24 protein-coding genes and 1 pseudogene are annotated in these 24,916 nt (G+C 69.6%); 15 read left to right on the forward strand and 10 right to left on the reverse strand.

Annotation, left to right across the window (positions count from 1 at the left end):
- Positions 1 to 22: 22 nt before the first annotated feature.
- From ACFVFH_RS11435 to ACFVFH_RS11455, 5 genes are all read right to left on the reverse strand, one after another.
- Complete coding sequence (locus ACFVFH_RS11435; RefSeq protein ID WP_383766036.1) at positions 23 to 2,881, reverse strand: FtsX-like permease family protein; 2,859 nt, start codon at positions 2,879 to 2,881, stop codon at positions 23 to 25.
- Positions 2,878 to 3,645 carry an ABC transporter ATP-binding protein gene (locus ACFVFH_RS11440; RefSeq protein WP_383766038.1) on the reverse strand — a complete coding sequence of 256 codons (768 nt, stop codon included), beginning with the start codon at positions 3,643 to 3,645 and terminating at the stop codon, positions 2,878 to 2,880. The genes ACFVFH_RS11435 and ACFVFH_RS11440 overlap by 4 nt, the downstream gene beginning before the upstream one ends.
- 129 nt (positions 3,646 to 3,774) lie before the next feature.
- Complete coding sequence (locus tag ACFVFH_RS11445; protein WP_383766040.1) at positions 3,775 to 4,389, reverse strand: PadR family transcriptional regulator; 615 nt, start codon at positions 4,387 to 4,389, stop codon at positions 3,775 to 3,777.
- A gap of 128 nt (positions 4,390 to 4,517) precedes the next feature.
- Positions 4,518 to 5,426 (reverse strand): hypothetical protein, encoded by a 909-nt coding sequence (locus ACFVFH_RS11450; protein WP_383766042.1) that lies wholly within the window; start codon positions 5,424 to 5,426, stop codon positions 4,518 to 4,520.
- A 272-nt stretch (positions 5,427 to 5,698) separates the two neighbouring features.
- The gene (locus ACFVFH_RS11455; protein ID WP_383766044.1) at positions 5,699 to 7,345 is read right to left on the reverse strand and encodes a protein kinase; all 1,647 of its coding nucleotides are present in this window, start codon (positions 7,343 to 7,345) and stop codon (positions 5,699 to 5,701) included.
- A 294-nt stretch (positions 7,346 to 7,639) separates the two neighbouring features.
- Between ACFVFH_RS11455 and ACFVFH_RS11460 the strand changes: the two genes are divergently transcribed.
- Positions 7,640 to 9,277: a protein kinase gene (locus ACFVFH_RS11460; RefSeq protein ID WP_383766045.1), complete on the forward strand. Its 1,638-nt coding sequence runs from the start codon at positions 7,640 to 7,642 to the stop codon at positions 9,275 to 9,277.
- A 112-nt stretch (positions 9,278 to 9,389) separates the two neighbouring features.
- Here the strand turns inward: ACFVFH_RS11460 and ACFVFH_RS11465 are convergent, their stop codons facing one another.
- The 3 genes from ACFVFH_RS11465 to ACFVFH_RS11475 form a co-directional block, all read right to left on the reverse strand.
- On the reverse strand, positions 9,390 to 10,382 hold the full coding sequence (locus ACFVFH_RS11465; RefSeq protein ID WP_383766781.1) for a phosphotransferase: 993 nt from the start codon (positions 10,380 to 10,382) through the stop codon (positions 9,390 to 9,392).
- Positions 10,383 to 10,607: 225 nt separating this feature from the next.
- On the reverse strand, positions 10,608 to 11,048 hold the full coding sequence (locus ACFVFH_RS11470) for a pyridoxamine 5'-phosphate oxidase family protein (RefSeq protein WP_383766046.1): 441 nt from the start codon (positions 11,046 to 11,048) through the stop codon (positions 10,608 to 10,610).
- Between the two features lie 153 nt (positions 11,049 to 11,201).
- Entirely contained in the window at positions 11,202 to 11,861 is a 660-nt protein-coding gene (locus ACFVFH_RS11475) for a response regulator (RefSeq protein ID WP_383766784.1), read from the reverse strand.
- A gap of 338 nt (positions 11,862 to 12,199) precedes the next feature.
- Between ACFVFH_RS11475 and pdhA the strand changes: the two genes are divergently transcribed.
- The 8 genes and pseudogenes from pdhA (at position 12,200) to ACFVFH_RS11515 (ending at position 18,502) form a co-directional block, all read left to right on the forward strand.
- Entirely contained in the window at positions 12,200 to 13,381 is a 1,182-nt protein-coding gene (gene pdhA, locus ACFVFH_RS11480; RefSeq protein ID WP_383766048.1) for a pyruvate dehydrogenase (acetyl-transferring) E1 component subunit alpha, read from the forward strand.
- A gap of 2 nt (positions 13,382 to 13,383) precedes the next feature.
- Positions 13,384 to 14,364 (forward strand): alpha-ketoacid dehydrogenase subunit beta, encoded by a 981-nt coding sequence (locus ACFVFH_RS11485; protein WP_383766050.1) that lies wholly within the window; start codon positions 13,384 to 13,386, stop codon positions 14,362 to 14,364.
- A gap of 10 nt (positions 14,365 to 14,374) precedes the next feature.
- On the forward strand, positions 14,375 to 15,808 hold the full coding sequence (locus ACFVFH_RS11490) for a dihydrolipoamide acetyltransferase family protein (protein WP_383766052.1): 1,434 nt from the start codon (positions 14,375 to 14,377) through the stop codon (positions 15,806 to 15,808).
- 237 nt (positions 15,809 to 16,045) lie between these two features.
- Positions 16,046 to 16,252 (forward strand): annotated as a pseudogene (locus ACFVFH_RS11495) (hypothetical protein).
- Complete coding sequence (locus ACFVFH_RS11500; protein ID WP_383766053.1) at positions 16,236 to 16,769, forward strand: DUF6879 family protein; 534 nt, start codon at positions 16,236 to 16,238, stop codon at positions 16,767 to 16,769. Before ACFVFH_RS11495 ends, ACFVFH_RS11500 begins: the two are co-directional and overlap by 17 nt.
- Positions 16,744 to 17,580, forward strand: coding sequence for a Scr1 family TA system antitoxin-like transcriptional regulator (locus ACFVFH_RS11505; protein WP_383766054.1), 837 nt, complete (start codon positions 16,744 to 16,746; stop codon positions 17,578 to 17,580). The genes ACFVFH_RS11500 and ACFVFH_RS11505 overlap by 26 nt, the downstream gene beginning before the upstream one ends.
- Before the next feature lie 141 nt (positions 17,581 to 17,721).
- Positions 17,722 to 17,952 carry a DUF397 domain-containing protein gene (locus ACFVFH_RS11510; protein ID WP_383766055.1) on the forward strand — a complete coding sequence of 77 codons (231 nt, stop codon included), beginning with the start codon at positions 17,722 to 17,724 and terminating at the stop codon, positions 17,950 to 17,952.
- 82 nt (positions 17,953 to 18,034) lie between these two features.
- On the forward strand, positions 18,035 to 18,502 hold the full coding sequence (locus tag ACFVFH_RS11515) for a hypothetical protein (RefSeq protein WP_383766056.1): 468 nt from the start codon (positions 18,035 to 18,037) through the stop codon (positions 18,500 to 18,502).
- A 6-nt stretch (positions 18,503 to 18,508) separates the two neighbouring features.
- On the opposite strand, the gene ACFVFH_RS11520 is transcribed toward ACFVFH_RS11515, so the two are convergent.
- On the reverse strand, positions 18,509 to 18,988 hold the full coding sequence (locus ACFVFH_RS11520) for an ATP-binding protein (RefSeq protein ID WP_383766058.1): 480 nt from the start codon (positions 18,986 to 18,988) through the stop codon (positions 18,509 to 18,511).
- A gap of 251 nt (positions 18,989 to 19,239) precedes the next feature.
- On the opposite strand from ACFVFH_RS11520, the gene ACFVFH_RS11525 reads away from it, so the two are divergent.
- From ACFVFH_RS11525 to ACFVFH_RS11540, 4 genes are all read left to right on the forward strand, one after another.
- A complete protein-coding gene (locus ACFVFH_RS11525; protein WP_383766060.1) occupies positions 19,240 to 20,121 on the forward strand; it encodes a helix-turn-helix domain-containing protein in 882 nt (293 codons plus the stop codon).
- Positions 20,122 to 20,126: 5 nt separating this feature from the next.
- A complete protein-coding gene (locus ACFVFH_RS11530) occupies positions 20,127 to 20,318 on the forward strand; it encodes a DUF397 domain-containing protein (RefSeq protein WP_383766061.1) in 192 nt (63 codons plus the stop codon).
- 39 nt (positions 20,319 to 20,357) lie between these two features.
- Positions 20,358 to 20,945: a hypothetical protein gene (locus ACFVFH_RS11535; protein ID WP_383766063.1), complete on the forward strand. Its 588-nt coding sequence runs from the start codon at positions 20,358 to 20,360 to the stop codon at positions 20,943 to 20,945.
- Between the two features lie 181 nt (positions 20,946 to 21,126).
- Positions 21,127 to 21,561, forward strand: coding sequence for a VOC family protein (locus ACFVFH_RS11540; RefSeq protein ID WP_383766064.1), 435 nt, complete (start codon positions 21,127 to 21,129; stop codon positions 21,559 to 21,561).
- Positions 21,562 to 21,638: 77 nt separating this feature from the next.
- Here the strand turns inward: ACFVFH_RS11540 and ACFVFH_RS11545 are convergent, their stop codons facing one another.
- Positions 21,639 to 22,538: a D-alanyl-D-alanine carboxypeptidase family protein gene (locus ACFVFH_RS11545; protein WP_383766066.1), complete on the reverse strand. Its 900-nt coding sequence runs from the start codon at positions 22,536 to 22,538 to the stop codon at positions 21,639 to 21,641.
- A gap of 280 nt (positions 22,539 to 22,818) precedes the next feature.
- On the opposite strand from ACFVFH_RS11545, the gene ACFVFH_RS11550 reads away from it, so the two are divergent.
- The gene (locus ACFVFH_RS11550; protein WP_383766068.1) at positions 22,819 to 23,541 is read left to right on the forward strand and encodes a GntR family transcriptional regulator; all 723 of its coding nucleotides are present in this window, start codon (positions 22,819 to 22,821) and stop codon (positions 23,539 to 23,541) included.
- Positions 23,538 to 24,848, forward strand: a complete 1,311-nt coding sequence (locus ACFVFH_RS11555) for a nitrate/nitrite transporter (RefSeq protein WP_383766070.1) — start codon at positions 23,538 to 23,540, stop codon at positions 24,846 to 24,848. Before ACFVFH_RS11550 ends, ACFVFH_RS11555 begins: the two co-directional genes overlap by 4 nt.
- Positions 24,849 to 24,916 lie beyond the last annotated feature (68 nt).

A 24,916-nucleotide genomic window follows, 5' to 3' on the forward strand; every position in this document is an offset into this window, starting at 1 on the left:
GCCGACCGCACCGGCATTCCCGTCAGCCGGCCCTCCGCGCCAGCGCGAGGCGTGAGCGGGTGAGTGCCGTCGCCAGCAGACCGGCCACCAGCGGGACGCCCACGACGAGCAGGGCGAGGGTGGCCCACGGCAGCACGATCGGGGTGTACGCCGACTCCATGGGGTCCATCCGCATGGTCTGGAGTGCCTTGCGCAGATCGACCAGCCGCAGCGCCACCGCGGGCACCAGCCCCGACAGCGTTCCGAGCACCACGCCGGTCAACGCCACCACCACGCACTGGAAGCCGGACAGCTTCCGTCGTACGCCCGGGGGCGCGCCCACCGCGCTGAGGGTGTTGAGGTCGGCCTCCGCGTCTGCCTTGGCCAGGCCCGTGGTGATCGCGGCGGCGCCCAGTGTCACGAGCCCGGCGAACAGCGTGAGGATCATCAGCATGCTGTTGTCGGTCTCACCGCGGCCGCTCTCGGACTGCACCCAGACGCTGCCGCCGACCTGCGCGAGCGCGGCGTACGTCGCCTGGCTCTCGGCGTCCGTCGGCGGGTGGGCGACGGGATACACGCTGCCGGCGGCCTCGGTGTGCAGGCCGAGCCGCTCCGCGGTCCGCTGCGGCATGATCATGCTGATCCCGGGGGTGGCCGCGAACTTCGCGGGAGCCACGTACACCTTCAGCTTGTCCGTGGTGGTCCGTGCCTTGCCCGGGTGCTGTGCCCAGTTCTTCTTGTCCTTCTTGCTGAAGGCGTGGGTCGCCGTGAGGGTGACCTCGCCGTGCTCCGCGAGCGCCTCGTTTAGCAGCACCGGTGTGCCCGCCTCCAGCGCCTTGGCGGCAGCGGGGTCGTCGAGCTTCACATAGGTGCTGAGCATGGCCGCGTCCGCCACGACGATGTTGGTCGCGTTGGTGTTGAAGAGCCCCGTCGGCCGGTTGCTGACGAGACAGGCGGGGGAATGGACCAGCTCCCTGTGCTCGTCGTCGGAGAGCCGTGCGGCGAGTTCCTTGGCGCCCTTGCCGGTGAGCGGGCAGGAGTGGGCCTTGCCGGTGGGCTTGACCAGTTCGAGAGTGCCGCAGTCGTTCTCCGCGTCGCCGTACAGGTTGCAGTCGCTGCCCGCCCAGAGCCGCCTGTAGTCGGCGGGCGGGCCGGTGACGGCCATGTTCCGTTCGACCGCGGTCCGTGCCTGCGGGAGCCGCCCGGCGGCCCCGGCCTCGGCGGAGGACGCGGAGGAGAGGACGACGGTGCCCTCCGTCAACGAGGGGGTGTAGTTGAAGTCGGCCTCGGCCGCGGTGCTGGACATGTAGGTGGCGACGGCCACCGAACCCGCGACGGCCGCCATCACGGCCGCGACCGCCGGAGCCGTACGACCGCGGTTGCGGGCCGCGTCGCGCAGCGCCATCCGGGGCGAGAGCGGGAGCCTGCGCCCGAGCCGGCCGAGGAAGCCGACGATCACCGGGATGCAGGCGAGGAGCCCGAGCTCCGCGACCACCGAGCCACCGGAGACCAGCGTCGCGTTGCCGGAGGTGCCGCCGTACACGGCGACGCCGGTACCGACGGCCAGCACACAGGCGCCCACGATCGGCAGCACCCGGGAGGAGCGGCGGACGCCGCGACGGCCGGTGAGCGATTCGAGTACGGACTGCCGGCTCGCCACGAGCGCGGGGGCGAACGCCGCCAGGAGACCGGTGACCAGACCGAGCACCGCGATGGCCAGCAGCTCCGTCGGCCTCAGCGCGATGGAGACGAAGCGGTGTCCGGCCCATTCCTCGATCATCGTACGGAACACCGCGGTGAGCCCGAGTCCGACCACCACACCGGTCACCGCCCCGATCCCGCCGAGCACGAGACCGCCGCCGAGCACCACGGCCCGGACATGGCGCCGGTCCCCGCCACAGGTGCCGAGGAGGCCCAGCTGGCGGCGGGAGCGGCGCGCGCCGACCGCGAAGGCCGGACCGGCGAGCAGCACGATCTCCAGCATCGCCAGGGCGGTCACGGTGATGAGCGCCGTGCTCAGCCCTTCGGGGCTGTTGGTGAACGGGGTGTAGTCCTTCCTGGCCAGCAGCGGGATCTCGGAGTCCGGCGGCGGGTCGAGCACGACCTGGCGGGAGGTGACGAGGATGCCCGACTTGTTGGCCCGCAGTACGTCCGGCCAGGTCACCCCGGCCCCCTCGGGGCCCTTGACCAGCCACTCCGGGGGCTGGATGTTCGGGGGCGTCACCTTCTTGTCGTGCTTCGACCTGGCCTCCCACGGGGCGATGACCGCTCCGGGGTCGGCGAACAGCGCCTCGGTCTTCAGCTCGGACGGCTGCTCGACCACTCCGGTGATCCGGTACTTCTTGCCGGAGCTGCGCACGGTCGTCGTCGATCCGACGTCCAGCCCGGTCGACTTCAGGAACGGCTCGGTGGCGGCCATCTCGTTCATGCCGCGCGGATAGGCGCCGCGCACGAGTTCGATCATGCCGCGGGCCAGCGGGTCCGACGTGCGGATCTCGCGGATGTCGGTGTCGGTGATGCCGTATTCGGTGGTGACGCTCGCCGGGGCGGTCTGGAGGCTGATCGCCCGCGAACCCTTGGGGAACGTGGTGCTGAGGTCGGTCCTCGGGGCGTTCTCGTCCAGCGGCGCGTTCTCGTCGACCTGGCGGTACGACTGCCCGTCGGGCAGCTGCTGGATGGGGCCGCTTTCCTGATCGCTGAAGAGGGCGTCGGCGGAACCCATGGCGGCCGTCAGCTTCTCGGCCGCGGTCGGCGTCACGCTGCGGTAGGTCACGTCGAGGGCGGTGACGCCGAGCACGGGGATGGCGATCATCGCGACGACCAGTGCGCTGCGGCCCTTGGCCCGTATCGCGTCGCGCCGGGCCATCCGGAGGGCGGCGCGCCAGCCGGGGAGGACGCTCACTTGGCGGCCTCGGAAGTGAGGAGCGAATCGGCGTTGCCGGTGAGCGTCTGGTCGACGATCGAACCGTCCCGCAGGAACACGACCCGGTCCGCCCAGGCCGCGTAGCGCGGCTCGTGCGTCACCATCACCCCGGCCGCGCCCTGGTCGCAGCGGCTGCGCAGCAGCGCGAGGACCTTCTCGCCGGTCTCGGAGTCGAGCGCTCCGGTCGGTTCGTCGGCGAGCACCAGGCGCCGGTCCCCCACCAGCGCGCGGGCGATCGCGACCCGCTGCTGCTGGCCGCCGGACATTTCGTCCGGGAACCGGTCGGCGATCTCCAGGAGCCCCATCTCCTCCAGCGCCGCCCGCGCTTCCTTGCGGGCCTTGCGGACCGAGACACCGTCGAGCTCGCGCGGCAGCGCGATGTTCTCGGCGGCGGTGAGGGCGGGGATCAGGTTGTAGTCCTGGAAGACGTAGCCGACGCTGCGGCGGCGCAGGGCGGCGATGCCCTTCTGGCCGAGTCCGGAGATGTCCTGGCCCTCGATGATCACCTGGCCGCCGGTCGCGGTGTCCAGGCCGCCCGCGATCGTCAGCAGGGTGGACTTGCCGGAGCCGGACGGCCCCATCACGGCGACGAGCTCACCGGCGTGGACGGAGAGGTTGACGCCGCGCAGGGCGTGCACCTCGGCGATGCCGGAGCCGTGGGTACGGGTGAGTGCCCGGAGTTCGAGCACCGGTTCGCCGGCCGGTGTCGGTGGGGCGGATCGGGGCGGGACGTGCGAGGACATGATGGGTTGTTCCCCCTTGGAACGGATGTGGGGCGAGGGGCCCGCGGCCCGGGTCCGTGACCTGGTGCGGGGTGCGGCCCGTGGTCTGCGGGTCGCGGGGCGCGGCGGGCTCTGGGCCTGCGGGGCGCGTCAGCGCCGGCTGGGTGTGCGGGCGATGCGGAACGCGGCGCGGCCTGCCGTACGGATTTCGGGTTCCGGGTCCGTGGCGGCGGCCTCGGCGAGCCGGACCAGCCGGGTCTCGCAGTGGTCCAGCCAGCGGGCCTCGGCCTCCGCCTGGAAGATCAGCTGCTCCAGTACGAGCAGCCAGGCGACCTCGTCGCGGTTGGCCGGGACGTCGCTGAGCGACTGCGCCTTGAGCCGGGTGTAGTCCTGCATCGCCTTCACGGTGTGGTGGCGCTGGGACTGGATGACGGCACGGATGTCGACCCCGGGCGCGCCGACCGCCATGGCGAGCTTGATGGCCAGCTCGTCGCGGGGCGGGTTGCTCCGGTCTACGGGCGTCTCGAACCAGCTCCGCAGCTCGGTGCGCCCGGCGTCGGTGATCGCGTAGAGGGCGTGCCCCTGGTCGTCCTCGTCGTCCTGGACGACCAGTCCGTCGCGCTCCAGACGGCTGAGCGTCGTGTACACCTGGCCGACGTTGAGCGGCCAGGTGGAGCCAGTGCGTGATTCGAATTCGGTACGGAGCTGGGAGCCGTATCGGGGCCCCCGTTCCAGGAGGGCCAGGAGCCCGTGGCGGATCGACATACTGAGTATGTATACCGAGTATGTCGTTCGGCGCAAGTTTCCTCCGGGGCACGCAGGCGCTGGTGAGAGGGGCGGCGACGGTCCGGCGACGGCCTGCTGGTGGTTCGGCGGGGCTCCGTTCCTACTGGTCAGTCCGACCGGCGCATGCGGAGCGCCAGGAAGCCCAGACCCAGCCCGATCAACGTGATGCCCGCGCCCAGCGACACCTGTTTCACCTGCTGTACGGCCGGTGCGCTCAGGGCCTGCGGCGAGAGGGGACCGGCGCCGGGGGACGCGCTCGCGACGGGGGCCGCGGCGTGCTCCGGATCCGGATCGGTCGCGGCGGCGGGCGGGGTGGACTGGAACGCACTGTCCGCGCGCGCCAGCTCCTGCGGCGAGAGCTGCCGTCCGGGCCGCAGTCGCCCCTCCCCGGCCTTCAGCCCGGCCAGTGGGGGCTGTGACCCGGGCTGCGGCGAGCCCGGGGTGGCACCGGAGCCGGGGCGCGAGGCGGGGCTGGACGCGGGGCCCGGTGCCGAGGCGGGATCGGGGGCCCCGGGGGATCGGGAGGGGTGCGGTCCGCCGGTAGGGACGGCCGCGGCCGACCCGCCGTCCGGGGAACCGGCTGTCGTCGGCGCGGCCGAGGGAGTGGACGAGGGGGCGGGCGGCTCCTCGGTCGACGGATCGGCGCTGGAGTCGTCGGAGTCGTCGGAGCCGTCAGAGCCGTGAAAACCGTCGGGTTCGTCGGTCTCGGCGGAGGTGCTGGAGGCGCTGGAGCCCCTGGAGGCTCTGGTATCGCTGGAGACGTCAGAAGTGCCAGGGGCACCGGCGCTCCCACCAGCAGCACCCACAACATCAGCAGCGCTGGAGGGCGGGGAGGACGTCCCGTCCGGGGTGTGCCCGGGTGATGCCGCCGGGGTGCTGAACAATCCCGTCGGGTGGCCGGTCGGGTGCTGACCGGCCCGTGCCTCGCCCGCGGCCGCCGCCAGCGTCGCGCTCGCCGTCAGTACCAGGCAGGCCACGCACCTCGTGGGCCGTGAGGGGAGAAGTCCTGAAGCCATGGGGTCAGCGTCACATGTGACGATATGTCCGGCATCTTGGATGTACGCCGATCCGGCGTCCGCCGATGTACGGCCCGCACCGAGCCGCCGTCCACACCGTGAATCGCACCCCGGACCACACGCGCCGGACCGCACGCCCCGGGCACGCGCCCGCCCAGCCCCGCCCCGGCCGCTCCGGGCTCAGGCCGCATCGCGGCCCGCACCGAATCCCGACCGTGGCTCAGGCCGTACCCCTGCTCAGGGCATGCCGCCCGCTCGGCCCTGCCCTCCGCTCAGGCCGGGTCGCCCGTCGCGACGCGCAGTTCGAAGTGGGCGCCGGTCTTGTCCACGGCGGTGCCGGACGACGGGAACTGGTCGATGACCTGGTCCTCCGCGTACGCGTTCCCGGGCACCTTGATCTTCTTGACGGTCCAGCCCGCCTTGTCCGCGCAGGCCTTCGCGGAGAGGAAGTCCTTGTAGAGGAACTTCGGCGCGTCGACCTTCTCCGGGTCGTCGCTGTCCTCCATGGCGTCCGTGCAGTCCTCGGTCTTCATCGTCCGGTTCCGCTCCGGATCCTTGTGCTCGCTCGCGGCCGGGGACTCGTTCGCGGTCGTGTCGCCCTTGTCGTCGTCCTTCAGCGCGAGGACCGTGATCAGCCCGCCGATCGCTATCAGCGCGACCACGATCGCGCCGACGATCACCGGCATGTTCCGCTTGGAGCCGCCCCCGCCCCCGCCCGAGCCGGAGTACGACTGCGTCCCGGTCTGCGAGAGCGCGTAGGGCGGCGGGGTCTGCTGCGGCACCGGGGCCTGGCCCTGGTACGCCGGGGTGGACTGCGGGTAGCCGTACGACGGCGCGGGCGCCGGGGTCGCGGAGCCGTACGGGCCGGGCTGGGCGCCGGACTGGTACGGACCCGGCTGGTACGGCGTCTGCACGCTCTGGGGCATCCCACCGGACTGGTCGACCGGCGGGAAGACCGCCGAGCCGACGCCCGAGCCGCTGTTCGCCGGGGCGCCGCCGCCCGGGACGATCACCGGCGCGCCGGTGGAGCCGCTCGCGGCCAGCACGCGGGCGATCTCGTCCTGCATCGCCGCCGCGCTCGGGAAACGTTCGTTCGGGTTCTTCTTCAGCGCGCGGGCGACCAGCGCGTCCATCGCCGGGGTGACCGAGCGGTTGATGGTGGAGGGCGCGACCGGCTCCTCCTGGACGTGCGCGTACGCGATGGCCAGCGGGGAGTCCGCGTCGAAGGGGATCCGCCCGGTCAGCAGCTGGAACAGCATGATGCCGACCGAATACAGGTCGGAGCGGGCGTCCACGCCGCGGCCCAGGGCCTGCTCGGGGGAGAGGTACTGCGGGGTGCCCACGACCATGCCGGTCTGCGTCATCGACGTGACGCCCGACTGCATGGCGCGGGCGATGCCGAAGTCCATGACCTTCACGACACCGCGCTTGGTCATCATCACGTTGCCGGGCTTGATGTCGCGGTGGACCAGGCCCATCTCATGGCTGGTGTCCAGGGCGGCCAGCACGTCGGACGTCACCTTCAGTGCCCGCTCGGCCGGCATCGCGCCGTAGTTCTGGATGTCCGACTGGAGCACGGAGCCGAGCGGCTGCCCCTCCACGTACTCCATGACGATGTACGGCATCAGCGCGCCGCCGAGCTCGTCCTCACCGGTGTCGAAGACCGAGACGATGTTGGTGTGCTGCAATTTCGCCACAGCCTGGGCCTCGCGGCGGAAGCGCTCGCGGAATGACTGCTCGCGGCCCAGCTCGGTGTGGAGTGTCTTGATTGCGACTTGACGGTCGAGAGCGCTGTCGTACGCCAGGTATACGGAGGCCATCCCGCCCTCGCCGAGCAGGTCGCGAAGCTGGTAGCGCCCGCCGGCGACCGAACCGCCCGCGTAGCGACCCTGTGCGCCGTGTGCGCCGTCCTGGCTCATGTCTGGCTTCCCCCTCGGCGCGCGACTGACGCGATCAACCCTGTGACGGGCCAAGTCTGCCCGAGGGGTACGACACGTCAAGCCAGGTGCCCGTTCCGTGACCGTACGCACAAGAAGCGTCTCGGAAGCGTTACAGGAACCGCATGAAATTTGCCTGGACGCCGCGCCGGGCGGTTGGATGACCGGTCCCTCTCGGAACCGGGGTGTCCGGAAGAGGCTGTAGCGTGGCGTGGCAATGCAGCTAGACACCGTGAGAACCCGCGGACGCGCGGACAGATACGACGGCGAGGACTGATGGCACCCGATTCCGAAGCAAACGGCGGCGGAGTTTCGGATGGCACCGACTCCTGGGGCATCGGTGGTGTCGTCGGTGACGGACGTTACCGGATGACCCACCGTCTCGGCCGGGGCGGAATGGCCGAGGTGTTCGCGGCCGAGGACGTCAGGCTGGGACGCACGGTCGCGGTGAAGCTCCTGCGCTCCGATCTCGCCGAGGACCCGGTCTCCAAGGCCCGGTTCACGCGCGAGGCGCAGTCCGTGGCCGGACTCAACCACCACGCGATCGTCGCCGTGTACGACTCCGGCGAGGACGTCGTGGGCGGGGCGACCGTCCCCTACATCGTGATGGAGCTGGTCGAGGGCCGCACCATCCGCGATCTGCTGATCAGCGCCGAGGCCCCGCCGCCCGAGCAGGCGCTGATCATCGTCTCCGGCGTGCTCGAAGCGCTCGCGTACTCGCACCAGCACGGCATCGTGCACCGCGACATCAAGCCCGCCAACGTGATCATCACCAACTCCGGCGCGGTCAAGGTGATGGACTTCGGCATCGCCCGCGCGCTGCACGGCGCGCAGTCGACGATGACCCAGACCGGCATGGTCATGGGCACGCCGCAGTACCTCTCCCCCGAGCAGGCGCTGGGCAAGGCCGTCGACCACCGCTCCGACCTCTACGCCACCGGCTGCCTGCTGTACGAACTCCTGGCGCTGCGGCCCCCGTTCACCGGAGAGACCCCGCTGTCGGTGGTCTACCAGCACGTCCAGGACATCCCGGTCCCGCCGTCCGAGGTCCTGGGCTCGGTGCCGCCGGAGCTGGACGGGCTGGTCATGCGCTCCCTCGCGAAGGACCCGGACGACCGGTTCCAGAGCGCCGAGGAGATGCGCGGTCTGGTCCAGTACAGCCTCCAGATGCTCCAGGTCCAGGGCGGCCACACGGGCACGTGGAACACCGGCCCGGTCACGATGCACGAGGGCGGGCACACCCCGGCCATGGGCGTCGCCGGGAGCACCATGGCGATGGGCCACCCGCCGCACGGGGACACCTCGCAGGGCCCGATCCTGCCGCCGATGAACCCCGACGACGGCGGTTACGACGGTGGGCACCAGGGCGGTGGCGGCCGCGGCAAGCTGTGGCTGTTCGTCGTGCTCGCGCTGATCGCGATCGGCGCGGGCGTCGCCATCGCGGTCAACGCCGCGAACGACAACGGCTCGACCCACGAGAAGAAGCCCGACAAGTCTTCCAGCTCGCCGTCCCCGAAGAAGAGTTCGTCCGGGCCGACCGACGAGCAGAGCGACCAGGACCAGACGCCGGAGAACTCCACCGGCAGCCAGGAGGACACCCGGCCGAGGCGGACCTACCCCCCGTCGACCACCCCGACCCAGCCGTCCATTCCCCCGTCGAACGAACCGACCAACCCGGCCAACGGCGGTACCGGCACGGACAACGGCGGCACGGGCACGGACGACGGCGGCACGGGTACGGACAATGGTGGTACCGGTACGGACAACGGCGGTACCGGTACGGACAACGGCGGCACGGGTACGGACAACGGCGGTACCGGTACGGACAACGGCGGCACGGGCACGGACAACGGGGGCGCAGCCACCACCGGTACGTCCGCGGCGGCCGGGCCGGGCACGGGCACCACGCCCTGACCCGACCGGCGGCCGCCAACCGGGCCACCGCCCCGTGAACGACCGGACACCGGCCCCTCCGTCCCCGTGAACGGCCGGGCGCGTGCCCGGCCGCATCCGGGCACCGGCCCGGTCACCCCGTGAACGCCTCGCACACCGACTCGTACTCGCGCGTCCACCAGACCGCCAGGGCCGACACCGCAGGGAACTGCGGGTCGGCCCTCCGGTCGTCCAGGCAGTACCGCCACCGCAGTATCCAGAAGTCGTTGAGCCGCTCCCACCACACCCGGTGCACCGCGGCCGCCAGTTCCGCCGCGCTCGCCCCGGCCGCCCGCCGGTAGGCCCGCGCGTACGCCCGGACCTTCTCCAGCTCCAGCTTTCCGGCCGGCAGTACGAAGAAGATCGCCGCGGCCCGTACCGCCTCCTCCGCCCGCGGCTCGACCCCCAGCCGGTCCCAGTCGAGGATCGCGACCGGGTCCGCGCCCCGGTACAGGACGTTCAGCGGGTGGAAGTCGCCGTGCACCCAGCCGGTGGCGGGGGCGTCGGGGGTGGGGGGCCTGCGGTCGGCGTGACGTTCCAGCAGGGTGCGCCGCTCCAGGAGGCGGTGCTCGGCCAGCTCGTCGAAGGCGTCCCGGGAAGAACTCCGGCGCGCGACCGTCAGCAGGTCGTCGATCAGCGCGAAGGTGTCCACGGGGTCCGGGCTCCGGTATCCGCCGGACCGCTGGGCGCCCCCCGTGACCGCCCCCATGACCTGCTCCAGGCCGGTGTGCACGGCCCCGAGCAGTGCCCCGAGCCGCTCGGACTGGTCGGTGCTGAGCTGGGCGCCCGCCCGGTGCAGCCCGTCCACCCACGGGTGCAGGGCGTAGCACCGGCCGCCGATCTCCGTGACCGTGTCGCCCTGGGTGTCCTGCACGGGCGGGGCGACGGGCACGCCGAGCGACTGGAGCCGCTGGGTGGCGCGGTGCTGGCGGACGATCGTGGCGCGGTCGCCGGTGGAGTCGTCGAGGTGGTGCTTGAGGAAGTAGGAGCCGCGGGTGGTGGAGACGCGGTAGCCGTGGTTGAGCAGGCCCTTGGTGATGGGTTTGCAGCTGAGGGGCTCGCCGGCGTCCGGATAGCGGCGCAGCACCTCGTCCACCGGCGGCACGGGCGGCCGCGGCACGTACGGGAGCGGCGACCGGGCGACCCGGGACACGTACGGGAGTGGCGGCCGGTCCACCGGGGACACGGACGGGAGCGGCAGCCGGTCCACCGGGGACACGGGCGGAGCGGGCAGGGTCGGGAACAACACCTCACCGGCCGACGGAGCGGGCGGAAGGGTGACAAATGAGCGCGGCACTCACCAGATGTTAGATCACGCTGTGTTGCTGATCGATTGACTTGCGTCGAAGCCCAGAGTGTGCACAGAGACGAAGTGCGGTTCGAGCCTGAGGTACGCCGGGTCGAAGAGTTCCCCGTTGACCCGGGCGGGACCCGCGCCGAAGAGTTCGCGCTGGCCGGGCGCCGGGTGCACGATCTGGGCGGTGCCGGTGAACTGCACGGCCCACAGATCGTCGCCCTCCGGTCCGGAGCCCCCCGGGCCCGCGGTGTCGAAGTTGTCCGCGCCGTACGCCACGACCGTTCCGTCACAGGCGGTGTGGTAGCCGAAACCGCTGTGCATCCGCAGGACCACACGGCCGTCGATCACGACGTGGCGGGCCACCGACAGGAACGGGAGGGCGCGCATGCTCGTCGCCAGCCGGCCGTAGCGGACGCGACCGAGCAGTTCGATCGCCTGGAGTTCCTCGGAGGACATGGCCTCCACTCTCCCGTCACCCCGAAGGGCGCGGAAAGAGGCCGCGGCCCCGGTTGGTCCGGGACCAAAGTCCCGAAGATCACCGGCTGCGCGGCCCCTCCGGACCCGCCCCGCTTCGTGCCGGCGGCCGGGGCGCGGTGCTCGGCGCGGTGCTCAGCCCTTCTCGGCCTGGAGCCTGGCCACGTACGCGGCGGCCTGCGAACGCCGTTCCATGCCCAGCTTGGAGAGCAGGCTGGAGACATAGTTCTTGATCGTCTTCTCGGCGAGGTGCAGCCGTTCGCCGATCGCCCGGTTGGTCAGCCCCTCGCCGATCAGGTCGAGGATCTTGCGTTCCTGTTCGGTGAGACCGGCGAGCTTGTCCTCGCCCCGGCCCTTGTTCCCGTCGCGCAGCCGTTCCAGCACGCGGGCGGTCGCCACCGGGTCCAGCAGCGACTTCCCGGCCGCCACGTCGCGCACCGCGCTCAGCAGTTCGTTGCCCCGGATCGCCTTCAGCACGTATCCCGACGCGCCCGCCATGATCGCGTCGAAAAGCGCCTCGTCGTCGGCGTACGAGGTGAGCATCAGGCATTTGATGTTCTCGTCCTGGGAGCGGATCTCCCGGCAGACCTCCACCCCGCTCCCGTCCGGCAGCCGTACGTCGAGCACCGCCACATCGGGCCGGGTCGCGGGGATGCGGACCAGCGCGTCCGCCGCCGTCCCGGCCTCGCCTACGACCTCGATGTCGTCCTCGGACGAGAGCAGTTCATGGACTCCGCGTCGGACGACCTCGTGGTCGTCCAGCAGAAAAACGGTGATTTTTCCTTGTTCGCGCACAAAACGCAGTCTCACACACTCGCCTCTTCCCTGCCGCCGAACGGCGGGATAACGTGCCGTTGTTCCGACGGCCTGCAAGGCTGTTACCAGTGCTGTGACCAGCGAGAGTTCCCGACTTTTTCGATTTACTTGGAAATCCAAGCAAAATCGCAGGTCAGATAGGGTTTCGCAGTTATGCGGCGTACTGGGTAACGTGCTTTTGGCAGGGCTCGCCGGGGCACCTGTCACGCCTGTTCCCGGACCGAGCGGCACCCACCCCGTGCACGGGTACGGACCCAGGCGAGCCGCACTGGTTTCCCGGCAGACCCCGGGGGCCGGACCGACGGAGGAGCACGCACGTGACCGTGGAGAGCACTGCCGCGCGCAAGCCGCGACGCAGCAGCAAGCGGACCAGCGCCGTGAAAACGACCGCGAAGACGTCCGCGAAGACGCCACAGAGTTCCGAGCCCGAGCTCGTACAGCTGCTGACGCCCGAGGGCGAGCGCGTGGAGCATCCGGACTATTCGATCGACCTGACCGCGGACGAGCTGCGCGGTCTGTACCGGGACATGGTCCTGACCCGCCGCTTCGACGCCGAGGCGACCGCCCTCCAGCGCCAGGGCGAGCTGGGCCTGTGGGCCTCGCTGCTCGGCCAGGAGGCGGCCCAGATCGGCTCCGGCCGGGCCCTGAACGACGACGACTACGTCTTCCCGACCTACCGGGAGCACGGCGTCGCCTGGTGCCGGGGGGTCGACCCGACCAATCTGCTCGGGATGTTCCGCGGCGTGAACCACGGTGGCTGGGACCCGAACAGCAACAACTTCCACCTGTACACGATCGTCATCGGCTCGCAGACCCTGCACGCCACCGGCTACGCCATGGGCGTCGCCAAGGACGGCGCGGACTCGGCCGTGATCGCGTACTTCGGCGACGGCGCCTCCAGCCAGGGCGACGTGGCCGAGTCCTTCACCTTCTCCGCGGTCTACAACGCCCCGGTCGTCTTCTTCTGCCAGAACAACCAGTGGGCGATCTCCGAGCCGACCGAGAAGCAGACCCGCGTCCCGCTCTACCAGCGCGCGCAGGGCTTCGGCTTCCCCGGCGTCCGGGTCGACGGCAACGACGTACTGGCCTGTCTGGCGGTCACCAGGTCGGCGCTGGAGCGGGCCCGCCGGGGCGAGGGCCCCACGCTCGTCGAGGCGTTCACCTACCGGATGGGCGCGCACACCACCTCCGACGACCCGACGAAGTACCGGGCGGACGAGGAGCGGGCCTCCTGGGAGGCCAAGGACCCGATCCTGCGGCTGCGCGCGTACCTGGAGAAGGAGGGCGCCGCCGACGAGGCGTTCTTCACCGCGCTGGACGAGGAGAGCGAGGCGCTCGGCAAGCGGGTGCGCGAGGCGGTACGGGCGATGCCCGACCCCGACCCGATCGCGATCTTCGACAACGTCTACGCCGACGGCAACCCGCTCGTCGACGAGGAGCGCGCCCAGTTCGCCGCCTACCAGGCTTCGTTCGCAGACACCGCCGAGGAGAGCAAGTAGCCATGGCCATGGAAAAGATGTCCATTGCGAAGGCTCTCAACGAGTCGCTGCGCAAGGCTCTCGACACCGACCCCAAGGTCCTCATCATGGGTGAGGACGTCGGCAAGCTCGGCGGGGTCTTCCGGATCACTGACGGGCTCCAGAAGGACTTCGGCGAGGAGCGGGTGATCGACACCCCGCTCGCCGAGTCCGGCATCGTCGGCACGGCGATCGGCCTGGCCCTGCGCGGCTACCGCCCGGTCGTGGAGATCCAGTTCGACGGCTTCGTCTTCCCCGCGTACGACCAGATCGTCACGCAGCTCGCCAAGATGCACGCCCGCGCGCTCGGCAAGATCAAGCTGCCGGTCGTCATCCGCATCCCGTACGGCGGCGGCATCGGCGCGGTCGAGCACCACAGCGAGTCGCCCGAGGCGCTGTTCGCGCACGTCGCGGGGTTGAAGGTGGTCTCGCCGTCGAACGCGAGCGACGCCTACTGGATGATGCAGCAGGCCGTCCAGAGCGACGACCCGGTCATCTTCTTCGAGCCGAAGCGCCGCTACTGGGACAAGGGCGAGGTCGAGACCGACTCGATCCCCGGCCCGCTGCACAGCGCCTCGGTGGCCCGCACCGGCACCGACCTCACGCTCGCCGCGTACGGCCCGATGGTGAAGGTCTGCCTGGAGGCGGCCGCGGCCGCCCAGGAGGAGGGCAAGTCGATCGAGGTCCTGGACCTGCGCTCGATGTCCCCGATCGACTTCGACGCCATCCAGACCTCGGTCGAGAAGACCGGCCGGCTCGTCGTGGTCCACGAGGCTCCGGTGTTCTACGGCTCCGGGGCCGAGATCGCCGCCCGGATCACCGAGCGCTGCTTCTACCACCTGGAAGCACCGGTACTACGGGTCGGCGGCTACCACGCCCCGTATCCGCCGGCGCGCCTGGAGGACGAGTACCTGCCGGGTCTCGACCGTGTGCTCGACGCCGTCGACCGCTCGCTGGCGTACTGAGGACGGGGACGTGACAACGATGACCGACACTTCCAACGCTGCTCGCTTCCGTGAGTTCAAGATGCCCGACGTGGGCGAGGGACTGACCGAGGCCGAGATTCTCAAGTGGTACGTCCAGGCCGGTGACACGGTCACCGACGGCCAGGTCGTGTGCGAGGTCGAGACGGCGAAGGCGGCCGTGGAGCTGCCGATCCCGTTCGACGGGGTGGTGCACGAGCTGCGTTTCCCCGAGGGCACGACCGTCGACGTGGGCCAGGTGATCATCGCGGTGGACGTGGCCCCGGGCAGCGGTGACGCGGCCCCGGCTCCCGCCCCGGCCCCGGCCGCCCGGCCCGAAGCGGAGCCCGAGGCTCCGAAGGGCCGCCAGCCGGTCCTGGTCGGGTACGGCGTCTCCGAGAGCTCGACCAAGCGACGGGCCCGCAAGGGCGCGGCCGCCGAAGCGACCCCGGCGGCTTCCGCGATCCAGGGCGAGCTGAACGGCCACACCGCCGCCGTCCCGGAGAGCCGCCCGCTGGCCAAGCCGCCGGTCCGCAAGCTGGCCAAGGACCTGGGCATCGACCTGGCGACGGTCGTCCCGACCGGCGAGGGCGGCATCATCACCCGCGAGGACGTCCACGCGGCGGCCACGCCCGTACCGGCGCAGGCCCAGGCCCAGGCCCCGGCCCCGGCACCGACCGCCGTTTCGCCGGTGGCCGAGCCCGCACCCGAGGCCCCGGCCCCGGCCGTGGTCACCACGCCGGGCGCCCGCGAGACCCGCATCCCGGTCAAGGGCGTACGGAAGGCCATCGCCCAGGCGATGGTGGGCAGCGCCTTCACGGCCCCGCACGTCACCGAGTTCGTCACCGTCGACGTGACGCGCACGATGAAGCTGGTGGCGGAGCTGAAGGAGGACAAGGAGATGGCGGGGGTGCGGGTCAACCCGCTCCTGCTCATCGCCAAGGCCCTCCTGGTCGCGATCAAGCGGAACCCGGGCGTCAACGCCGCCTGGGACGAGGCCGCCCAGGAGATCGTGCAGAAGCACTACGTCAACCTGGGCATCGCGGCCGCCACCCCGCGCGGACTGATCGTCCCGAACATCAAGGACGCGCACGAGCAGACGCTCCCGCAGCTGGCCGCGTCCCTGAGCGAGCTGGTTTCCACGGCCCGCGAGGGCAGGACGTCCCCGGCGGCGATGGCGGGCGGCACGGTGACCATCACCAACGTCGGCGTCTTCGGCGTCGACACGGGCACCCCGATCCTGAACCCGGGCGAGTCCGCGATCCTCGCGGTCGGCGCGATCAAGCTCCAGCCGTGGGTCCACAAGGGCAAGGTGAAGCCCCGTCAGGTCACCACGCTGGCCCTGTCGTTCGACCACCGCCTGGTCGACGGCGAGCTGGGCTCCAAGGTCCTGGCGGACGTCGCCGCGATCCTGGAGCGCCCGAAGCGGCTGATCACCTGGGCGTAGCAGTCACTTCGGTATCCGTACGAGATGGGCCCGCGCGGAGTTCGCGCGGGCCCATCGTCATGCTGGAATCGGGGCGGTCGATCACAGATGTCCTCCGCAGACGCACGCGGTCATCCGACGTGATCTTTATGCGAGTACGCGCATAAGGTGCGTCCGTGCGTAGACGTCCCTTATGCCCCCGCCGTAGCGTCGTGATGACCGGCCCGCAGGGGGCCAGGGCAAGGGGGCTCGACAGCTATGGCACGCGAGGAACTGACCCGGCTCACAGGTAACGGGAACGGCACCTGTGGCGACGAGGACTGACCGAACGTCTACCGGACGCCGAGCGGCACGCTGGTCGTTCAGGGAATCGTCTCCGAGGCGTTCGCGCCGCCGTCCGGAGAGGCTCTGGTGGAGATTCCGGAAGACGTGTTGAAGGAGGCCGTACGTGCTCTTGGACGGTGACGAATGGCGTCGACGGTTCGCGCAGATCAGACGAGAAGCGTGGCGGCTTGAGACCTTGCCGCAGTACCTCGTGGCGCACGAGGCAGAAGAGTTCGCGGCCTTCCGTGAGGGGCGGCCGATCGCCCCGTACTCGACTTCCCCGTACACGGAACGCGTCTCCCGTCAGCGTGCCGAGGGGAAGCGAAACGGGCGGGTGCATATCGTCACGCAGCCGCTTTCCGACTACCTGCGATTCGAGTTCGCCCGCTACTACGAGGTGCACAGTCGGGTGGGGGATGACATTCGGATTCTTGACGTGACGAACCGGGCCAATCCCCTCGACAAGGTTCAGGACTTCTGGCTTTTCGACCAGGCAGAAGTCGTCCTCATGAACTACGAGGCGGACGGGAGGCAGATCAGCCGTGAGTTGTTCGAGGGTGATGTTTCCTCGTTCATCGAGTACCAGCGCGTCGCGACAGCCGAGTCGGTCCCTTTCGAGGAGTACGTGAACGGTGGCCTTCGAGCCCGACCGGCTTGACCAGTCCGGTCTGGAACTGGCGGCCATGCTCAAGCAACTGCGCAAGCAAGCCGGACTCTCGGGAGTCCGGCTTGCTGTGCGTTGCAACATTTCTCAGTCCAAAATCAGCAGGATCGAGGGGAACAAGATCCGGCCGTCTTTGGTGGATGTTGAGCAGATCCTGAGGGGAATTGGAGCTTCCCCGGTCGTTGCAGCTGAAGTGATGGCCATGGCTCGCATAGCCCAGACGGAATGGCAGGACCGGAAAGCTCTGCATCGAAAGGGACTGGACAAGAAGCAACTTGAACTGGCCGGACTGGAGGCTGCGACCAGTGAGTTCCGGTACTTCCTGTTGTCCATGAACACAGGCCTGCTGGCGACGCCGGAGTACATCAGGGAGAGCATTGCCCACGCTCCGCCGACGCAACAGGCCAAGGCGATCGGCATGAAGCTGGACCGGCAGTCCGTACTGTTCGACCGAGCCAAGCGCTTCACGTTTCTCCTCACCGAGCAAGCTGTCAGATATCCACTGCTGCCGATGGACGCGATGGCCATACAGATCGACCGGCTGGCCTCGCTCGCGCTACAGGCAAATATCCGTGTTGGTGTCCTGCCCATGCGGGTAAAGTTCAGCAACGCTCCGCTCAGTACGTTCACTGTTTACGATGACCGCTTGGCAACCATTGAGACGGACCTTGGCGCGGCCGTCTTTCGTAATCCCAAAGATGTTCATTCACTCCTCAACCGGTTTTCTGGTTATGAGACACATGCCCTCTTCGGGGAAGACGCGCGAGCGCTACTGTCCAAGTGGGCCTGGTCATTCCGGCAGTGATTTTTATTCGGTAACACGAATAAAGCTAGAGATGAATCATCGGTAGTCCGATGATTTATCCATGCCGGCCGAGCCGAAGAGTTACAGGCGGAAGGTGCCCGGCATGTCTACCCGTTGTTGATCGCGCAGAAAGGCACACCCATGTCCGAAACAGACCTGTACAGCCTGCCCGTCGAGGGGGTCGCGTTCCTCAAGGCGTGCGGGGGCAACACGCATCCGGACGGAGAGTCCTGCGCCATGCTGGCGAAGATCGGCCCCGACGCGTGGGCACTGGGCGACAGCAAGCGGCCCGGTGCGGAGCCGCTGAGGTTCACCACCGACGAACTGAATGCGGCCGGCGTGGACCCGGCCCGCTTCACCATCTCGGCTTGAGCGGCCTGCCCTGCTGGCCGGCGATCTCTGCTCGCCCGGAAGAGCAGAGGTCGCCTTCAACTGCCCACGAAAGGAGGATCAGTTGCACTATCACGGCTACGCATGGACTGGAGCCAAGCAGCGCTTCGACGATGAGGCCCTGAGGCGGCCTCCCTATCCTGATCCGCCCTCGGCGGACGGCAAGCCGGAGCTGGCTCAGCGGTACAAGGAAGTGACGACGGAGTTTCCCGTCGTGGACCTCCCGCCGCTCGAAACGGCGTACTGGCTGATCAAGCCCAGGAAGTTGGTGCGCGGAACCTGGGGACGGCCGAAGGAAGCGGCGGAATGGTTCGGGGAACGACTTGCCGAGCACGCGCCCCGGTTTGTCTCCGAGTCGGAACGCGAGGGTGCGCGCATGGCGATACTGGTCAATTCCGCCTCTGACCGGATCGGTTGGGGTGGAGATGTGTCACACGGGTTCTATCTGGAGCGGCCTGCGTTCCTGTCCCTGGCTCTGGTCTGTTGTTCCTCGAATCTGGCCATGCCGGGACTGGAGTGCCCGTTGCGGTAGGTCCACTCAGTCACGAGATGGGCCCGCGCGAAGTTCGCGCGGGCCCATCGGCGTGTCCGGCCGCTGCCTCAGGGTGAGTTCGGCGAACACGGTCTTGCCGACGGTGCGCGGCTCGACGCCCCAGTGGTCCGCGATCCGCGTGACGATCAGGAGGCCCCGGCCGTAGCACTCGTCGGCGGTCGCCTCGCGGAGGTCCGGCAGCCGTTCGCCACGTGGGTCGCTGACCGCGATCCGGAGCGCGGTCGCGGTGAGCGTGAGATGAACGCGGAAGAGCCGTCCCCGGATGGCCCCGTGCAGTAGTGCGTTGGTCGCCAACTCGCTGACCAGCAGGGCCGCGTCGCCGGCCAGCCCCGGAAACCCCCACTCCCGAACGAGCCGAGCGGCACGACGCCGGGAGAAGGAGACTCTGTCGGCGGTCGGGGCGAAATCGATCCGGTCCTCACGGAGGACGGGATCGGGGACGGAGATCTGTTCGGCTGCGGTCATGACGCGTGCCTCCGTGGGTGCGGGCGGTGGCGATGCCGCGCCTGCGGGGCGCCGGGACTGGGTTCGGTTCCGGTGCAGGGCAGGGCGGTGCACTTCCGCCTGTGCGGGCTCCGCTGCGTGAGCGGCTCGACACCGAAGGTAGCGGTGTAATCGCGTTCGCAGCAATAACTTCGGGCAGAAAGTTCTCTGCCCTAGTTGGTGTTCGAGAAGAATGAGTCCCAGACTTGGGCCACTCGGCGGAGGGATGCGACATGGCAGGTAACAGCCCCGATCGGGGCCGGACCGTCTCGACTGTGCTTGGGCGCCGTCTCGGCGGTGAGCTGCTGCGCATGCGTGAGGCCCGTTCTCTGCGGCAATCGCACGCAGCGAATGCGCTGACGGCGTCCGTCGCCAAGGTGGCGAAGATCGAGCGGGGCCTTGTGCCGATACGGGACCCCGACATCAGGGCTCTGTGCCACCTCTACGGCGAAACCGACGCCGGTTTCGTCGACAGGCTGCTGGCTCTTGCCAAGGCTGACCGCGAGCGTCGGAAGGCGAGCGGTTGGTGGAACCAGTACCCGGGACTTCAGTCCATGGCCGAGTACGTGGCTTTGGAAGACATCGCCACCAGTCTCCGTACCTGGCAAGTCGCCATCGTGCCCGGACTGTTGCAGACCGCGGACTATGCCAGGGCGCTCGCCGTGGGAAACGGGTCCTGGGACGATCCCGATGAGATTGAACCCTTCGTCGAATCCCGGATGACGAGGCAGGCTCGATTGAGCGGCGACCGGCCGCTCGAACTGCGGGCGGTTGTGCACGAGGGCGCCCTGCGCCAGCTGGTGGGTGGGCGCGAGGTGATGAAGGAACAGCTCGGCAGGCTTCTGGAAGTGGCTCGGCAGCCGAACGTAAAGCTTCAAGTGATGCCGTACATTGCGGGGGCTCACCCCGGCATGACGAGTGCCTTCACCATCGTGTCCTTCGCTGAGCCGGGCGCTCTGGACGTGGTTCACATGGATACGACCTCGACCACTCTCTGGCTGGAGAGCGATACTGACGCTGAGCGCCACGGCAGACTCTTCGACCGCATCTCGCGCCTGGGGCTTGCGCAACACACCTCGATAAAGCTCATCAACAACATCCTCAGGGAGCTGTAGACCGCGTGCCCGGTTACAAGTTCGTCAAGTCCACCTACAGCGGAGGCAACGCGGGCCAGGAGTGCGTCGAAGTAGCCCGAAACATCCCGGACTCGGTCGCTGTCCGAGACTCGAAGATCCCTGCTGGCCCCGTCCTGATCCTCGGCCCCGCCGCCTGGGACGCCTTCCGGGCCGGGCTGGTCCGGTCGTCGGACTGAGCGCCCCGGCTGCGAGGTGTTCAGGTGAGGAAGTCCGGCGTGGACAGTCACGACCAGGAGGCCGTGGCGGCGGTCCGGGCGGTCTTCGACCAGGTCATCGCTGACGGGCTGGCGCCGGAGTCGGTGACGGGTGCCACGGATGAGCAGGTGGAGGCGTATGCCGCCGCCCAAGGTGTCACGGCGGTGCCCGCGGCCGTACGCGAGGTGTTGCGCCTGATCGGTGTGGACCACGGGCTGTGGCAGGCCGGCAGTTCCTTCGGCGTGGACGAGATCGGCGCCGAGGCCAAGCGGTACGCGCGGGCGGCCCTGGCACAGGACGGCGGTGTGGTCCGGGACCCCGCCGGGCTGCTGGTGCTGGTCATGCACCAGGCGTACGCGTTCCATGTCGTCGACGGCGCCGACCTCGGCCATCCGGATCCGCCAGTATGGCTGATCACCGAGGGGGAACCGGCGCGACCGGCCTGGCGGTCCGTCACCCACTGGTTCGACAGCACCGGACCGGATGTCGCCGCCTATCGCACGCGCTTGGAGGTAATGGCCGAGGTGGGTGGCTGGATGCCGCCCTGGGCGCGGCATCTGCGGAGGGTCGGCCCGGTGGACGGCCTGCCCGGCTCGGCCCTCACGTAGCTTTCTGCGCGGGTCGCCGCACGGCGACCGGGTCCGTCCCCCCCGCAGTCCCACGGCGGGCGCCCCGCCGCCGGGTCCGGAGTTCCGGCAGCGCCTCGGAGCCGATGCCTTTCGTTCGCTGGTCAACGGGGCTGTCAGTAAAAGAAATTGGCCGGAGAAGGCCCGCTGTTAGGGTGGCCGAATGGCATCGCTGAGGAAGATCCAGATCACCTTCGACTGCGCGGATCCGGAGCGCGTCGCCCGTTTCTGGTGCGAGGTGCTGGGGTACGTCGCGCCTTCGCCGCCGGAGGGGTTCGACTCCTGGGACGCCTACAACGAATCCCTGCCGGCCGAGGAGCGGGGTGCGTGGTTCGCGTGCTCCGATCCCACGGGTGAGGGCCCGCGTCTGTACTTCCAGCGCGTCCCCGAAGGCAAGGTCGCCAAGAACAGGGTGCACATCGACGTGCGGGCCGGTACCGGGCTCGTGGGTGCGGAGCGGCTGGCCGTGCTGGAGGCCGAGCGCGATCGGCTGGTGGCTCTCGGGGCGGTGTGCGACAACGTGCTGTACGCCGACGAGGAGAACGAGTCGTGCATCAATATGCGGGACATCGAAGGCAATGAGTTCTGCCTCGACTGAGCGTTCTTTGGTACGGCAAGAGGGGGCCCGCGTGACGCGGGCCCCCTCTTCGTGTGTGTCGCCGTGAAGCGAGTGGGCTACTTCTTGAAGGAGTAGTCCATGATCTTCTTCATGTCCGCGGTGCGGTTGGTCGCGTTCGTGGAGGCGAGCACCGTGCCGACGATCGTCTTGCTGCCGCGGGTCGCGGCGAAGACCAGGCAGTACTTGGCCGTCGGGCCGGAGCCGGTCTTGATGCCGATGGCGCCGCTGTAGCTGCTCAGCATGTTGTTGGTGTTGGACCACGTCATGTAGCGGTAGCCGCCGGACTTCGTGGTGACCTTCTGCTTGGTCGACTTGGTCTTGACGACCGTGCGGAAGGTGGAGTTCTTCATCGCGCTGCTGGCGAGCTTCGTCAGATCGCGCGGGGTCGAGTAGTTCGAGCCGTTCCCTATGCCGTCGAACGAGTCGAAGTGGGTGTTCTTCAGCCCGAGGGACTTGGCCTCGGAGTTCATCTTGCCGATGAACGACTTCACGCGGGCCGCGCGGGTCGAGCCGGAGCCGAACTTGTCGGCCAGGGCGTAGGCGGCGTCGCAGCCCGACGGCAGCATGAGGCCGTACAGCAGCTGGCGGACCGTGACCTTGTCGCCCACGATGAGGCGGGCCGACGAGGCGCCCTTGGAGACGATGTAGTCGCTGTACGCCTTCTGGACCGTGACCTTGGAGTCCAGGTTCAGGTTCTTCTGCGCCAGCACCACCTTCGCGGTCATGATCTTGGTGGTGGAGCCCGTGGAACGACGGGTGTCCGCGGCCTTGGAGAACAGGGTCTTCGCGGTGCCGTTGTTCATGGTGAAGCCGCCCGCGGCGGTGATCTTGGGGGTGGCCGGCGTGGCGGCCTGCGCGGTGGAGGCGAACGCGCTGCCCGCGATGACGGCACCTGCCGTCAGGGTCACGGTGGCAGTGGCGGTTGCGCGGCTTATGACCTTAATGCCGATTTTCAACTTGAATGCTCCAAATGCCCCTGGAATGCGGCCACATGAGGGTGCCGCTCGGTGGTGAGACTCATGAGGGCGGGGGATGGATGTGCTGATTCCTGGGGCAATTTCGGGGCTACGGGTGATTCCGGCCGCGATCGACGGGGCGGGGGTGCGGCGGGGCGGGCCGCCCGGGGTGGTTCGGGGTGGCGCCGGCTCTCCGTCCGGAGGGTCGGGGCGGCCCGGCTCTCCGTCCGGATGGCGGACCGGTTTCGCCATGCACGCATCTTGTATCTATGCTGTGTACATGCCTGCCGCCGCACCCCCAGCCGTGAAGCCTGCCGCCAAGTCCGCCGTGAAGTCGTCCGAGAAGCCTGCCGTGAAGGCCGCTGTGAAGCAGCCGCCTGCCGCCGAGCGTGTGTACACCCACATCAAGGAGGCGGTCCTGGACCGCCGTTACGAGGGCGGCACGCTGCTGACCGAAGGGGATCTCGCCGAGGCCGTGGGGGTGTCCCGTACGCCGGTGCGCGAGGCCCTGCTGCGGCTGGAGGTCGAGGGGCTGATCAAGCTGTACCCGAAGAAGGGCGCGCTCGTCCTCGCCGTCTCCGCGCAGGAGATCGCGGACGTGGTGGAGACCCGGCTGCTCGTGGAGGAATTCGCGGCCCGCAAGGCCGTGCCCGCCTCCGCGCAGCTGATCGGCCGGCTCGAAGGGCTCCTGGAGGAGCAGCGGCGGCTGGCCGAGGCCGGGGACCTGGCGGAGGTGTCGGTGAAGGACCGCTGCTTCCACGCCGAGATCGTGCGCAACGCGGGCAACGACATCCTCTCGCGCCTCTACGACCAGCTGCGCGACCGGCAGTTGCGGATGGGCGTCGCGGTGATGGAGGCGCACCCGGGGAGGATCGCCGCCAACATCACCGAGCACGGTGAGCTGCTGGAGGCGATCAGGGCCGGGGACGCGGAGGGCGCCGCGCAGGTCGTACGGCGCCATGTCAGCCGGGTCAAGGTGCTGGTCAGGGGTGAGGACCGGTGAGTTCTGCCGCCGCTCCCACCCTGTCCCTGCCCGGCGATCCCCCCGGCGGACGGCGTGCCGTATGGGTCTGGGGCATCGGCGTCGCGGTCTACTTCGTCGCCATCATCTTCCGTACCAGCCTGGGCGTCGCCGGGCTGGACGCCGCCGACCGCTTCCACGTCAACGCCTCCGCGCTCTCCACGTTCTCCATACTCCAGCTGCTCGTCTACGCGGGCATGCAGATACCCGTCGGCCTGATGGTCGACCGGCTCGGCACCAAGAAGGTCCTCACCCTCGGGGCCGTCCTGTTCACCCTCGGACAGCTCGGCTTCGCGCTCTCCCCCTCGTACGGCATGGCGCTGGCGTCCAGGGCGCTGCTCGGCTGCGGCGACGCGATGACGTTCATCAGTGTGCTGCGGCTCGGTGCCCGCTGGTTCCCGGCGCGGCGCGGCCCGCTGATCGGCCAGGTCGCTGCGCTCTTCGGGATGGCGGGCAACCTCGTCTCGACGCTCTTCATCGCGCGCGCCCTGCACGGATACGGCTGGACCACCACGTTCGTCGGCAGCTCCGCCGCCGGGATCGTCGTCCTCGTCCTGCTGCTGCTCTTCCTGAAGGACCACCCCGAGGGCCATGAGCCGCCGCCCGTGGAACACGCGGGCGGTGCCTACGTACGCAAGCAGATCGCCGCCTCCTGGCGGGAGCCCGGTACCCGGCTCGGCATGTGGGTGCACTTCACCACGCAGTTCCCGGCCATGGTGTTCCTGCTGCTGTGGGGGCTGCCGTTCCTGGTGGAGGCGCAGGGGCTCAGCCGGTCCCTCGCCGGGGAGCTGCTGACCCTGGTAGTGCTCTCCAACATGGCCTTCGGGCTGGTCTACGGGCAGATCATCGCCCGCCACCACGCGGCGCGCGCCCCGCTGGCCCTCGGCACGGTGACGGTGACGGCGCTGCTCTGGGCGTCGGCCATCTTCTACCCGGGCGACCATGCGCCGATGTGGCTGCTGATCGTGCTCTGCGTGGTGCTCGGCGCCTGCGGTCCGGCCTCGATGATCGGCTTCGACTTCGCCCGGCCGGCCAATCCGCCGGAGCGCCAGGGCACCGCCTCGGGCATCGTCAACATGGGCGGCTTCATCGCGTCGATGACCACGCTGTTCGCCGTCGGTGTGCTGCTGGACGCGACCGGTGACAACTACCGGATCGCGTTCGCCTCGGTCTTCGTACTGGAGGCGCTCGGCGTCGTGCAGATCCTGCGGCTGCACTCCAGGGCCACGCACCGCGAGCGGAGCCACCATGTGGTCAGCCGTGTGGAGGCCGTGCACGTGCCGGTGTGACCGTGCTCCGCGCCGAACCGGCGGCGCGCCCGTCTTCCGTACGACGGGCGCCGCCGGTCATGGCGTTG

It is taken from the genome of Streptomyces sp. NPDC057697 (assembly GCF_042799335.1).
Taxonomy (GTDB): domain Bacteria; phylum Actinomycetota; class Actinomycetes; order Streptomycetales; family Streptomycetaceae; genus Streptomyces.